The 12,863-nt window shown below is 71.1% G+C and carries 10 protein-coding genes and 1 pseudogene; 8 read left to right on the forward strand and 3 right to left on the reverse strand.

Features of this window, described 5'->3' with window-relative positions:
• Positions 1-270: 270 nt before the first annotated feature.
• Complete coding sequence (locus tag D474_RS0118830) at positions 271-1,464, forward strand: molybdopterin molybdotransferase MoeA (protein WP_026118618.1); 1,194 nt, start codon at positions 271-273, stop codon at positions 1,462-1,464.
• A gap of 76 nt (positions 1,465-1,540) precedes the next feature.
• Here the strand turns inward: D474_RS0118830 and D474_RS29310 are convergent, their stop codons facing one another.
• Entirely contained in the window at positions 1,541-3,178 is a 1,638-nt protein-coding gene (locus D474_RS29310; RefSeq protein WP_017615067.1) for an MFS transporter, read from the reverse strand.
• 174 nt (positions 3,179-3,352) lie between these two features.
• On the opposite strand from D474_RS29310, the gene D474_RS0118840 reads away from it, so the two are divergent.
• From D474_RS0118840 to D474_RS0118850, 3 genes are all read left to right on the forward strand, one after another.
• Positions 3,353-3,910 carry a TetR/AcrR family transcriptional regulator gene (locus tag D474_RS0118840; RefSeq protein ID WP_017615068.1) on the forward strand — a complete coding sequence of 186 codons (558 nt, stop codon included), beginning with the start codon at positions 3,353-3,355 and terminating at the stop codon, positions 3,908-3,910.
• A gap of 645 nt (positions 3,911-4,555) precedes the next feature.
• Entirely contained in the window at positions 4,556-5,938 is a 1,383-nt protein-coding gene (gene manA / locus D474_RS0118845; protein WP_017615069.1) for a mannose-6-phosphate isomerase, class I, read from the forward strand.
• Positions 5,939-5,983: 45 nt separating this feature from the next.
• A complete protein-coding gene (locus D474_RS0118850) occupies positions 5,984-6,358 on the forward strand; it encodes an FKBP-type peptidyl-prolyl cis-trans isomerase (RefSeq protein ID WP_017615070.1) in 375 nt (124 codons plus the stop codon).
• Between the two features lie 136 nt (positions 6,359-6,494).
• On the opposite strand, the gene D474_RS0118855 is transcribed toward D474_RS0118850, so the two are convergent.
• Positions 6,495-7,670, reverse strand: coding sequence for an acyl-CoA dehydrogenase family protein (locus D474_RS0118855; protein WP_017615071.1), 1,176 nt, complete (start codon positions 7,668-7,670; stop codon positions 6,495-6,497).
• 199 nt (positions 7,671-7,869) lie between these two features.
• On the opposite strand from D474_RS0118855, the gene D474_RS0118860 reads away from it, so the two are divergent.
• Both D474_RS0118860 and D474_RS33530 read left to right on the forward strand, forming a co-directional pair.
• Positions 7,870-8,517 (forward strand): TetR/AcrR family transcriptional regulator C-terminal domain-containing protein, encoded by a 648-nt coding sequence (locus D474_RS0118860; protein ID WP_026118619.1) that lies wholly within the window; start codon positions 7,870-7,872, stop codon positions 8,515-8,517.
• A gap of 328 nt (positions 8,518-8,845) precedes the next feature.
• Positions 8,846-8,959, forward strand: a pseudogene (locus D474_RS33530) (LuxR C-terminal-related transcriptional regulator); the annotation flags it as partial.
• A gap of 39 nt (positions 8,960-8,998) precedes the next feature.
• Here the strand turns inward: D474_RS33530 and D474_RS0118865 are convergent.
• On the reverse strand, positions 8,999-10,348 hold the full coding sequence (locus D474_RS0118865; protein ID WP_017615073.1) for an MATE family efflux transporter: 1,350 nt from the start codon (positions 10,346-10,348) through the stop codon (positions 8,999-9,001).
• Between the two features lie 72 nt (positions 10,349-10,420).
• Here D474_RS0118865 and D474_RS0118870 point away from each other — a divergent pair, with 72 nt between their 5' ends.
• Entirely contained in the window at positions 10,421-10,867 is a 447-nt protein-coding gene (locus tag D474_RS0118870; protein ID WP_017615074.1) for a carboxymuconolactone decarboxylase family protein, read from the forward strand.
• Between the two features lie 133 nt (positions 10,868-11,000).
• The gene (locus D474_RS0118875; protein ID WP_017615075.1) at positions 11,001-12,800 is read left to right on the forward strand and encodes an AMP-dependent synthetase/ligase; all 1,800 of its coding nucleotides are present in this window, start codon (positions 11,001-11,003) and stop codon (positions 12,798-12,800) included.
• The last annotated feature ends 63 nt before the right edge of the window (positions 12,801-12,863 follow it).

Here is a 12,863-nt window from a genome sequence, read left to right on the forward strand (position 1 = left end):
GCCCGGCGTCTGTGTGGGCCCCGTTTCCGTGGCCCTCGCCGTGCCGCTGGTTAAGACTTTATCGGAAAGTGGCGAGACGGCAAATCGGAGCGGGCCGCCCCCTTGCGTGGACCGCCCCGGGGTGCGTGGTGCGACGGGCGCACGGTGCTCCAGTGGCGGTCGTGGCCCCTGCGCGCGGGCACCGACAAGCCGCTCCGCCCTGGTGCCTTCAGCGCCTTCGTGTGGCGGGGACAATGGGGGATCCGGTGGCGAGGCGACGTGGAGGCCGACATGGACGGGTGCGAACACGAAGCGGACGTGTCCTGGGGGCAGGCACGCAGACGGGCGCGGGAACTGGGGGAGTCCTTGCCGGTGCCGGTCCGGGACCTGCCCCTGGAGCACGCCGCGGGCGGTGTGCTCGCACGCGACGTGCACGCGCTCGTGGGGCTGCCTGCCTACGACGCCTCGGCCATGGACGGTTACGCCCTGGCCGGCCCCGGTCCCTGGCGCCTGGTGGGACGCCACCTCGCCGGCGGGGCCGGCCCCTGTCGGGCTCTGGGCCCCGGCGAGGCGGTGGAGATCGCGACCGGTGCGCGTGTGCCCAAGGGCACCGAGAGCGTGCTGCCCTACGAACGAGCCCGTGTCGGACACGACCCCGATTCCGGTGGGAGCCGTGTGACGGGTGAGGTCGAACACGGGCGCCACGTGCGGTGGTCCGGTGAGGAGACCGCGCTGGGTGAGACGGTTCTCACTGTCGGGCACCGGGTCGGGCCGGCCACGCTCGGCATCGCCGCGAGCCTCGGACACGAGAGCCTGCCGCTGCGCACCCCGACGGTCACGATCGTGGTCACCGGCGACGAGATCACCCGCAGCGGCCTCCCGGGCGACGGACGTGTGCGCGACGCCATCGGCCCGATCATGCCCGGCGTGGCCTCCTGGGCGGGCGCACACGTCGAACCCGTGCGGTACCTGGGCGACGAGCGCACGGAGTTGGCCGAGGTGATGGCCGGGGGCGACACGGACGTGGTCGTGGTGTGCGGTTCCTCCTCCAAGGGCCCCGCCGACCACGTGCGCTCGATCCTGGCCGAGGCGGGAGCGGAAACGCTCGTCGACGGCGTGCGCTGCCGCCCGGGACACCCGCAGCTGCTCGCGCGCTCCGGGGACCGGGTGGTGGTGAGCCTGCCCGGTAACCCGGGTGCGGCGATGGTCGCGGCCCTGACCCTGTTCACGCCCCTGGTCAGTGCTCTCGCCGGCCGACAGGATCCGGCGAGGGTGGAGGGGCGCTTCACGGTGGACGGTGAGGTGGGTTCGCACCCGCGGGACACCCGCCTGGTCGCGGTGCGTGTGGAGGAAGGCCGTGCGGTCCCCGTCGGCCACGACCGCCCCGGGAGCCTGCGCGGCGCGGCACTGGCCGATGCCTACGCGGTGATCCCGCCCGGACCACAGGGCCGGAGGAACGCCGTGGAGCTCGTGCGCGTGCCCTGAACCCTGTGCCCGTACACGACAGAGCCCCGGCTGCGGTGCCTGTCCGCGGCCGGGGCCCTTCTGTGCCGGTTTCCGGTTACTTCTCTGAACCGGCCTCCGCGGGCTCGGTGGCGTCCTTGCGGTGTCTGACGACCTCCGGCTCGGGCTCGGGGGCCCGGTTCTCCACGGCCGGGTTGCCCTGGCCGCGCAGCGAGAACCAGGCCTGGCACGCAGCGGTCACGATGATGGCCGCGGCGATGGCCGAGGTCAGGTGCATGCCGTCGGTGAAGGCCGCCTGTGCGGCGTCCATGAGCGCGTCACCCGCGGAACCGCCCACGGACTCGGCCGCGTTGGCCGCGCCGCCCAGGGTCTCGCGCGAGGTCTCCATCAGGGACCCCGAGATGCCTTCCACACCGTCGAGGTTGGTGCGGTAGAACCCGGTCAGGATGCTGCCCAGCACCGCGACACCGAACGCACCACCCAGCTCGTAGGCGGTCTCGGAGATCGCCGAGGCCGCCCCCGCGCGCTTGGGCGGGGCGGTCGACATGATCGCGCCGTTGGTGAGGGTCTCGGCGAACCCGGCACCGGTCGCGATGAGCGCGAATCCGACCGAGATCAGCACGACGCCCAGGGTCACGTTCTCCACCGGTGTGAACACGAGCGTGGCGAACCCGCTCGCCGTCACCAGCAGGGCCAGCCCGATCACCGTCGACAGGCTCAGGTTGCGCGCCACCCGGGCGGCAATCAGGCTGGCCACGATCGACAGCACCAGTCCGGGCAGCAGGACCAGGCCGGCGCGCATCGGCGAGACGCCCAGCACGAGCTGCAGGTACTGGGTGAGGAAGAACAGCGACCCCACCATCGCGAAGACGATCATCAGGTTCGTCACGACCGCGATGCTGAACACGCGGTGGCGGAACAGCTCCACGTCGATGAGCGGGTCGTCGAGCCTGTGCTGGCGGGGGGCGGNCAGGCCGAACACCAGGGAGACGAAGGGCAGCACGTCCACGCCGTCGGTGGCGAGCTTCTTGATGCCGTAGACGACGGGGAGCATGGCCGCCATCGACAGGAGCACGCTCACCAGGTCGATACGGCCGGCGTCCGGGTTGCGGGACTCGGTGACCAGCAGTGGGACGAGCACCAGGATCAGTGCCATCACCGGCAGGTTGATGAGGAAGACCGAACCCCAGAAGAAGTGCTCCAGCAGCCACCCGCCGAGGATCGGGCCCAGTGCCGCGCCGCCGGAGAAGCCGGAGGCCCAGATCGCGATCGCAAGCAGCCGCTGGCGGGCGTCGAGGAAGATGTTGCGCAGCAGCGACAGCGTCGACGGCATCAGGGTGGCGCCGGCCAGGCCCAGGAGGGCGCGCGCTGCGATGAGCACCTCGGGTGTGGGTGAGAGGGCCGCCATCAGCGAGGCCAGTCCGAAGGCGGCCGATCCGATCATGAGCAGGCGGCGGCGGCCGATGCGGTCGCCGAGGGAGCCCATGGTGATCAGCAGGCCGGCGAGCACGAAGCCGTAGATGTCGATGATCCACAGCAACTGGCCGCCGGAGGGCTCCAGTGCCTCGCTCAGAGCGGGCACGGCGAAGCCCAGAACGGTCATGTCGACCGAGATCAGGATCACCGGTAGGACCAGTACCGCGAGTGCGGCCCATTCGCGGGGGCCCGCGAGCGCGGGCGGGTTCTGACCGCCGCGCGTTTCGGTGGGGCCGTTCCCGGCCATGGCGGAACTCATCTTTCCTCGTTACGTGTGATTCGTGTTCGTGCCGCCGCACGGTGTGAGGGCGGCCGGCCCGGGGGTGTGGTGTCGTCTCGGCCGGGCTCGGGGGAGGGACGGGGCAGATTCAGCTCCCCATCTTGAACCGTCCAGCCGGTACAGTACCGTCCGGCCGGTATAGTGTCAATCGTGATGACTGCTTCGAACACGCGCGACCGGATCCTGGACGCACTACAGGACATCCTGATCAGCGACGGCTATTCCGCCGTCACCTTGGAGGCGGTGGCCCGCCACGCCTCGGTCTCCAAGGGCGGGCTGCTGTACCACTTTCCGTCGAAGGTGGCGATGCTGACCGGGCTCATCGACCGGCTCACAGAGATGGCCGAAGACGAGTTCCGCGAGGCCGAGGAGGGGGGCGAAGGCGTTGTGCGGGTCTTCCTGCGCACGTCACTGCCGCAGAGCACCGAGGAACGTGAACTGTACTGGGCGGTGATCGCAGCGCTGCGTAGCCACGACGACCTGCCCGAGGAAGCGGTGCGCAAAGTGCAGAGCACGTTCACGCGCTGGGGGGAGATGCTGCGCGAGGCTGTACCCGACCCGGTGCTGGCGGAGGTGATCCTCCGGGCCGGCGACGGGCTGTACATGTCGGCGATCGCGGGGATGCCTCAACCCTCGCCCGAGATGAACCAGCAGATGATCGACCGGCTCGTGGAGATGGCCGACGAAGCCAACGCGAAGGCGGGGCGGTAGCCCGGTTCGGGGGCGATTACGGGTCGAGGCGGTGCGCCAGGCCCAGCACATCGGCCGCCTCGGCCAAGAGTTCGAGGGCGCCCGGACGGCCAGCAGTGCCTGAGGCTCCTGGTGACCGAGCACGCCCCGGCCCTGTTGGACGGGCTCGCGGCCGGCCCGGTCGCGGCCGCGACCGTCCTGAGGGCCTGGTCCCACCCGGGCCGGATCCGTTCCGAGGCCGCCTTTCACCCAGATCGCGGGCGCGTCTCCGAGCCCGGTCACCATGCTCTGTCCTTGCCCGGAATCGTCGTAGTGTCCAAAACAGGGCATAACGGTCAACAGTGAGAGAGCCAGGTAGAGAGGGCCGGGCCGCGCGCAGCTATCGGAAGGTGACCATGTGGTGCTGTTCACGTGGCCCAGCTCGTGGTTTACTTCCGAGTAACTTTCGTGGTCGTCACGGCGGACCCGGTACCATCCAGGCCCGCTCTGCAGGCAACGTGCCAGGTGAGGTGCACAGTGTCCGAGCCCCGACGAGAGGGGGCGCGCCGGATCGACTCCGGCGGGGCTCTTCGCGAGACCGAACCGGCCTCGCGGTTCTCGCGGCCCGTACTGTCCTCGCGTCACGGCCACGGGGAGGGACGACGCAGACCGGAAAGCGGGGAGCGCATGCACAGGCTCACCAACCAGGTACGACCGTACGCCTGGGGAGCGCGCACCGCCATCCCCGACCTCCTGGGCACCGAACCCGACGGCTCTCCGCAGGCCGAACTCTGGCTCGGTGCCCACCACGGGGCCCCCAGCGCCGCGGTGTCCGACGACGGCTCCGCGCACCCGCTGCCGCACCTGATCGCCGACGCCCCGCACCGGGTCCTGGGGTCGGAGGTTGCCGAGCGGTTCGGGGCGCGCCTGCCGTTCCTCCTCAAGTACCTGGCCGCAGAACAACCCCTGTCGCTGCAGGTCCATCCCGATGCCGCACGCGCACGCCAGGGTTTCGACGCCGAGGAGAGCAGCGGGATCCCGGTCGACGCCCCCCACCGCAACTACCGCGATCCCCACCACAAACCCGAGCTCCTCCTGGCGTTGGAACCCTTCGAGGCCCTGTGCGGCTTCCGTGAACCCGAGGCAGCCCGCCACGAACTGCGGGGCATGGCCTGCGAGCTCGCGTGCGCCTTGCGCGCGGACCTGGCCTCCTCCGACGACCACACGGCCCTGCGCTCGGCCCTGACCCGTCTGCTCACGCTCTCCGACGACCGCCGAGAACGTCTGCTGTCGGAGTTCGTCGAGGAGTGGTCGGCCTGCGACCGGCGTGGCCCGCACGGGCGTATCGTCCCCGACCTGGCGCACCGGTACCCGGGCGATCCGGGGGCGGTCGCCTCGCTCCTGCTCAACCGCATCACCCTGTGGCCCGGTGAAGCGCTGTTCCTGCCGGCGGGCAACCTGCACGCGTACTTGCAGGGGACCGCGATCGAGGTGATGGCCAGCTCCGACAACGTGCTCCGCGCCGGTCTGACCCGCAAACACGTCGACGCCACCGAACTGCTCGACGTCGTGGACTTCTCCGTGCTGCCGATCCCTTACGCGCAGCCGGCGTTCCGCGAGGGCAGGCGCGAGTTCAGACCCGGGGCGCCGGAGTTCGCGCTGCACGAGGTCGGCCCGGGCCGTATCGCCGCACACCTGCCGGGTACGGGCCCTTGCGTGGTGCTGGCCCTGGACGGCCAGGTCGACCTGGTGGCCGAGGTGGGCCAGGGGGTGGCCCTCGACCGCGGGCAGTCGGTCTTCGTCCCCGCCGACAGTGGACCTGTGAAGGTCGAGGGCCGTGGACACGTGGTCGCCGCGACCGTGGGTGCCGCCTCCGGTGCCGCCCTGGCGACGGCCGGCGTGCCCTCCGCCGACCCGGGCACCGAGTCCCGCAACACGGCCGGTGCGTCCGCCGCCCCCGTCGGCGCCGGGGCCGGGGTCCGGGCCTCCGCCCCTTCTCCGGCCCCGACCTCCTCCACGGCCCCCACCCCTTCCCCTGCCTCGGCCGCCGCACCCCGGCCCCGCGGATAACCTGGGCCCTTCTGTCCACACCCATGGAGAACGAGGGGTACCACCATGGCGCTCGAGCGTCCCGAGATCGACTTCATCGACGGCCCGCCTCCGGCCGACCTGGAGATCACCGACCTGACCGTAGGTGAGGGCGAACAGGCCGGCCACGGCAGCACGGTCCAGGTCCACTACGTCGGTGTCTCCCACTCCACCGGCGAGGAGTTCGACGCGAGCTGGAACCGCGGTGAGCCCCTGGCCTTCCGCATCGGGTCGGGCATGGTCATCCCCGGCTGGGACCAGGGCGTGATGGGCATGCGCGTGGGTGGCCGCCGCCGGCTGGTCATCCCGCCGCACCTGGCTTACGGTGACCGCGGCGCCGGCGGCGTCATCAAGCCGGGCGAGACCCTGGTCTTCGTCTGTGACCTGGTCGGCGTCAGCTGAGACGTCCTGCGGGTGCCCCTGCGCCCGCGCACGCGAGGGGCCCGGCGGCACGACCACATCGTCCCGCCGGGCCCCTGGCCGCGCTCGGCGGGCACCCGGTTGCGGAAGGGCACCCACCGACCACGGCCATCCCGCGTCAGCCCAGGGTGGCGCCCACCTTGACATGTCCCTTGAGCAGGTCACGGGCGATCGTGCGCCGCTGGATCTCGTCGGTGCCCTCGAAGATCCGCAGCAGGCGCAGGTCCCGGTAGAAGCGTTCGATCGGGAGCTCGCGCGTGTAGCCCATACCGCCGTGGATCTGCATGACCCGGTCGACGATCTCGTTGGCCTTCACACCCCCGTACAGCTTGGCGATCGACTGCGCGTGGCGGGAGTCCAGCCCCTGGTCGACCTGCCAGGCGGCGTGCAGCACGAGCAAGCGCAGCGCCTCGATCTCGGTCTGGGAGTCGGCGATCATCCACTGAATGGCCTGGCGGTCGCTGATGGGTGAGCCGAAGGTCTGCCGGGTCCTCGAGTAGTCGATCGCCATGTCCAGCAGACGCTCGCAGCCGCCGAGCGCGCGGGCGGGGAGCAGGTAGCGGCCCTTGCCGATCCACTTCATCGCGAGCTCGAAGCCGCGCCCCTCCCCGCCGAGGATGTTGGCGTGGGGGACCCTTACGTCCTGGAACACCAGGGAGGCGGGTCGGCGCTCGCCCATGGTGTCGATGGGCTCGGAGGTCCACCCGTGCTCGCGGTCGACGAGGAAGCAGGTGACGCCGCCGTTGGCGCCCTTCTCCTGGTCTGTGACGGCGAAGACGAGCGCGAAGTCGGCCTCGCACCCGCCGGTGATGAAGGTCTTCTCGCCGTTGATGACCCAGGAGTCGCCGTCGCGCACCGCGGTGGAACGGATCGCCTTTGCGTCGGAGCCGGCGCCGGGTTCGGTGATGGCGAAGCAGGACTTGCGCTCGCCGTCGATGGTCGGCTGCAGGTACTCCCGCTTCTGCTGCTCGTTGGCGTAGAAGAGGATGTTGTCGGCCTCGCCGCCGAACTTGAAGGTCAGGAAGGTCCGACCGAGCTCGGTCTCGATGACGGCGGCTGTGATCGGGTCGAGCCCCATCCCGCCGTACTCCTCAGGGGTCTCCACGCCCCAGAAGTCTGACTTGCGGGCCAGGGCGCGCAGTTCCTTGACCTCGTTCGCGTTGAGGCCCGGTTCGGCGCCGGCGCGTTCGCGGCGCAGGACCTCGTTCTCCAGAGGCATGAGCTCACGCTCGACGAAGGTTCGGACCCAGTCGCGCACGGCTCGTTGTTCGTCGCTCAACGAGAAGTCGATCACGGTCAGCTCCCCAATAACCTAACACTGTTCGGTTATTGGAGGGTACGATCTCCCGAGCCGCTCGTGCAAGACCCGGTGCGTCCCGGATCACCTCCGCGTCCGGGCCGCGATGGGGAAGCCGCCCGGCCGACGTGCGATGATCGGGCCGGACGCCGACAGTTCCGGGGAATCCGCGCCCGGAGAAGAGGGAGACAGGTCCGTGGCCCGACCCAAGACGCCGATCCTGAGCAAGCCGGCCATCCGTGCGGCCGCCCTGGCGCTCATCGACCGGGACGGGCTCGAGAAGCTGTCCATGCGCAAGCTCGCCCAGGAGCTCGACGTGCGCGCCGCCTCCCTGTACAGCCACTACGGCAACAAGGACGAGCTGCTCACGGACGTCTCCGAGGAGGTCACCTCCGACATCGACGTCACCGGGTTCGCGGAGGACTGGCGGGAGGGGCTGACCCGCTGGGCGCGTTCCTACCGTGACGCCCTCACCCGCCACCCCAACCTGCTGCCCGTCACCGCCGCGGGCCCCGGCCGGCGCGAGGAGGCCCTGCGCCGCGCCGACGCCGTGCACGGGGGGCTCGTGGGTGCGGGCTGGCCGCCCAAGCAGGCCACGATGATCGGCGCCTCGGCCAAGTACCTGGTCGTCGGCGCGGCCACTCAGTCGTTCGCGCGGGGGTTCGAGGACGACGTGCGCATCTACCGCGACCGTTACCCGAACCTCACACAGGCCCACCGGTTGCCCGAGCACGCCGCCGAGATCGACGATGCCAGTTTCGAGCTCGCGCTGACCGCCTTCCTCGACGGTCTGGAGGCACTGTTCGCCACGGTCACGCAGGCCGAGTCCACCGGTGACGCCTGATCCGCCGCTCGGTCGGGTGAGCGCGTCCACCCACGTGCACAGCGCCCCCAGCCCGGACTCCGCGCGTCCGCGATCACCGGTGACGAGCAGGTCGGTCTCCAGCCCGGAGTAGGCGGCGTTGAGCAGTGTCGCGCCGGCCAGGGCGCCCTGGGGCGGGACACCGCGCACCCTGAGGCACTCGGCCACGAATTCCGCGCACCCTCGGACGAACCCCGGGTCCACGGGCAGGCGTCCGGCCGCCGACCCGCTGCAGGGCGTCCAACCACGATCCCCGGTCCGGCAGGGCCTGCAAGGCCGCTTCACGCCCGTGGGGCATGTGCGTGAAGGTTTCCGCATGTCGATGGGCACCGTGAAGGCGCACGTGTCCAACGCCCTCACCAAGCTCGATCTCACCGGCCGGGTACAGCTCGGCCTGCTCACCCACGACGCAGCCGAGCCCGATCGACTCAGGCCCTCGAACCGGACCCGACGTCCCGGGCGTTCACAGACGGACGAGGGCGACGCGGAAGGCGGTGGTCTGCCACAGGAACAGCGCGCCGGTGGTGCCGGCGTGCGCCCACCACACCAGCGCCGGCCCGCCCTGGGCGGCCAGGGGCATCGCCGCGGCGGCGAGCAGCCCGTAGCAGACCACGAAGGCGTGCAGCGACGGCTGCGGGTGTTTCAGCCCCAGGAGCCCCATTCCGGGCAGGGCCTGGAGAGCATCGGCCACCACCACCGCGGCCAGCACCGGCATCAGCGCCACGACGATGCCCTGCACCTGCGGATCGTCGGTCAGCAGCGGCACGAGTGCACCAGCAACGGCCCACAGAAGCACCGCGCTGCCGACCACGACCGGAACCGTCACGGTGTACCCGGCGCGGAGCACGGCGGCCACCCCCGCACGGTCGCCGTCCTTGGCGGCACGGGCCACGAAGGGCACGAACGACTGCCCCACCGCGGTCGCCGGCAGGAACACGAAGGTCGCCACCACCACGAGGAGCTGGTGGGCCGCGGCCTCGGCCACCCCGACCCGGGCCACCGCCACCGTGAGCACGCCCATCGCCGCGAACTTGACCAGGAGCGTGGCCCCGGACGGCAGGCCCACCCCTGCCATGCGCCACACGCTCGCCCACTGCGGCAGGGGCACCCCGACCCGGTACCCGCGCAGCACGGTCCGGGTGCGCAGCACGTACTGCGACAGCGCCGTGGTGAGCAGGGTGACGGTGAGCATCGCCGCGCCCGCCCCGAACAGGCCCAGGGCGGGCACCGGCCCGGCGCCCAGTACCAGCAGCGGGCTCAGGACGACCGACAACGCGGTGGTGGCCAGGCTGATCACCAGTACACCCGTGGTCTTGCCGAGCCCGATGAGCAGGGTGGTGACCGACAGCTTCACCGACAGCACCAGCACGTGCACGGCGATCAGGAACGGGAACGCCCCGAGCGCGGCGACGGCAGCCGGGTCGACGCCCAGCAAGGGTGTGCTCAGCGGCAGGGTCGCCAGTACCGCCGAGCCCACGGCGCCCGCGCACACCGACAACCAGATGCTGTCGCGCACCACCGGCCCGAGCGCGGAGGGATCGTCCTCGTTCTCACCGACGAACGGCATCGTGCCCCGGAGGGATCCCTGCACGACCATGATCAGCGGGTTGAGTACCGCCACGGCCAGTGCGTAAGCGGCCAGTTCCGCGGTGGCGGTGCGGCCCAGCACGGCCGCGGTGACCAGCCCGCCGACCATGTTCGACAGCATCGAGAGGTACAGCGGGAACGCCTTGCGGCCGACCTGCCCGGCCAGGACCCGTGCGGGCGGGGCTGCGGAGGCGGGGGAGGGGGAACGGTTCTCGTCGAGGGGCACGGGGCGATTCTCACACGGCCCCGGTAGCGTTGCCCCGACGTTCCGCACCGGTCTTTTCGAGGAGGGGTCCCCGTGGACGGAAAACGTGTCGTCTGGGCCAAACAGCTGCCCGAGGTCTACAAGAAACTCGACGAGATCGACCAGATCATCGGCGGCCACCTCGAGGTCGGCCTGCTCGAGCTGGTGAAACTGCGTTCGTCCATGCTCAACGGGTGCGCGTTCTGCGTCGACCTGCACACCCAGAAGGCGCTCAAGGAGGGGGAGAGCCACCAGCGCCTGATCCAGGTCTCCACCTGGCACGAGGCCGGAGAGCTCTTCACCGGTGCCGAGCGCGCCGCCCTGGCGCTGACCGACGAGATGACCGGTCTGGGCGAGCGCGGGGTCTCCGACGAGGCCTACGAGGAGGTCGCCGAGCATTTCGACGACCAGCAGATCGCGGCGCTCATGGCGGCGATCTCCATGATCAACCTTTACAACCGGTTGGCGGTCACCAGCGAGCTGCGCCCCAAGCAGCGCTGAGCCCGGCCACCGGCCATACGCTCCGCGGACACGGCGGCGGCGCCCATCGGGTGNGATGATGATGGATCCTTCCGCTATCGTCCGTTGTGGCGTGGATCACATACCCGGATCATCACCGGACAAGGAGAGCTGGATGCCTCCACAGGCGACCGCATGCCGGACCATCCCCGATCTGCTCACCCACAACGCGGAGAAGCACCCCGATCTGCCCGCCCTCTCCTGGAAACAGGACGACGGAACCTGGACCACCCTGACCTGGGCCGCCACACGCGACCGTGTCCTCGAGCTCGCCGCCGGGTTCTCCGGCCTCGGGATCGGACCCGGCGACCATGTCCTGATCCTCATGGGCAACCGCCACGAACACTGGCTCACCGACGTGGCCCTCTCCCACCTCGGAGCGCCCACGACCACCGTCTACAGCACCGCAGCCCCCGAACAGATCGGCTACATCGCACGCCACAGCCGGGCGCGCACCGCCGTGGTCGACACCCCCGGCCCAGCCTGGCGCGACCTGGCCGCCGACCCGGAGACCCCGCTCGAGCGCCTCGTCGTGGTCGACGCCCCCGAACCCGGCCACGGCGACGTGCCTTTCTCCTCGGTGGTCGACCCTGCGGGGGTCTCCGCGCTCCTGGACCGGCCCGGAGCAGTCCCCGAGGACCTCCTCACCGTCGTCTACACCTCCGGTACCACCGGGGACCCCAAGGGCGCCGCCATGACCCACGGCGACGTCCTCTCCAACATCACCTCCCTCGACCGTCTCGTCCAACCCCTCGACCACCCCGAACACGTCAGCTACCTGCCCCTGGCCCACATCGCCGAGCGGGTCCTGAGCATCTACGCCGCCCTCCTGCGCGCCGGCTCGGTGTGGATGTGCCCGTCGCCCGACCACCTCGTGGAGACCCTCCAGCACGTGCGGCCGCGCACGTTCTTCGGCGTCCCCCGCGTCTGGGAGAAGCTGACGGCCGGGGTGCAGGTGGGTCTCGACCAGCTGCCGGAGGAACAGCGCGCCGCCGTCGACGCTGCCCGTGGGGTGGGGGAGGAGTACGCGCGCCGTCTCGAACAGGAGGGCACCGTCCCCGACGAGCTGCGTGCCCGCCACGAGGACCTGCACGAGGAGGTCACCCGGCCGATCCTGTCCCTGATCGGCCTCGACCGCGTCGAGCAGGCCACCTGCGCCTCCGCGCCCGTCCCGGTGGAACTGCTGCAGTTCTGGTCCGGGCTCGGGCTCATCGTGCGTGAGGTGTGGGGTCTGACGGAGTCGGTCGGGGTCGCCACCGGCAACAGCCCCACGGAGGGCACCCGCACCGGCTCGGTCGGCCGCGCCCTCGATGACCTGTCCGTGCGCATCGCCGACGACGGCGAGGTGCTCTTGCGCGGTGCCACCCTCTTCTCCGGCTACGCACGCGCCGACGGGACCCTCGACCCGGCCATCGACGCCGACGGCTGGTTCCCCACCGGCGACCTCGGCCACCTCGACGAGGACGGCTACCTGTGGATCACCGGTCGGAAGAAGGACATCATCGTCACCTCCGGGGGCAAGAACGTCGCCCCCGCGCCGGTGGAAGGGGCTCTCAAGGAACATCCGCTCGTCGGCCACGTCCACGTGCACGGTGACGCCCGCCCCTACGTGGTCGCACTCGTCCTGCTCGACCCGGACGCCGCACCCGCCTGGGCCCGCTCCCGCGGGCTGGAGGCCGACGCACTGTCGGACCTGGCAGCGCACCCTGAGGTCCGGGCCGAGATCGATCGGGCCGTCGAGCAGGCCAACACCCGGCTGAGCAGGCCCGAACAGGTACGCCGCCACCGGCTGCTCGGTGACGAGTGGGCGCCCGAGACCGGCGAACTCACCCCCACGCTCAAACTCCGCAGGCCGGTCGTGGAGGAACGCTACGCCGCCGAACTCGACGCCCTCTACGCCCACGGAACCGACTGAACCGCGTGCCCCGCGCACCGGGCGCCCCCTGTCGCCGCCATGATGGCTCCGGAACCGCACACC

It is taken from the genome of Nocardiopsis salina YIM 90010 (assembly GCF_000341025.1).
In the GTDB taxonomy this organism is placed as follows: Bacteria; Actinomycetota; Actinomycetes; order Streptosporangiales; family Streptosporangiaceae; genus Nocardiopsis; species Nocardiopsis salina.

Bases quoted from the DNA above. Each gene is read 5' to 3' on its own strand.
- D474_RS0118840 (WP_017615068.1), top strand. From the start codon at position 3,353: ATGACTGCTTCGAACACGCGCGACCGGATCCTGGACGCACTACAGGAC.
- D474_RS0118875 (WP_017615075.1), top strand. From the start codon at position 11,001: ATGCCTCCACAGGCGACCGCATGCCGGACCATCCCCGATCTGCTCACC.
- D474_RS0118830 (WP_026118618.1), top strand. From the start codon at position 271: ATGGACGGGTGCGAACACGAAGCGGACGTGTCCTGGGGGCAGGCACGC.
- manA (WP_017615069.1), top strand. From the start codon at position 4,556: ATGCACAGGCTCACCAACCAGGTACGACCGTACGCCTGGGGAGCGCGC.
- D474_RS0118850 (WP_017615070.1), top strand. From the start codon at position 5,984: ATGGCGCTCGAGCGTCCCGAGATCGACTTCATCGACGGCCCGCCTCCG.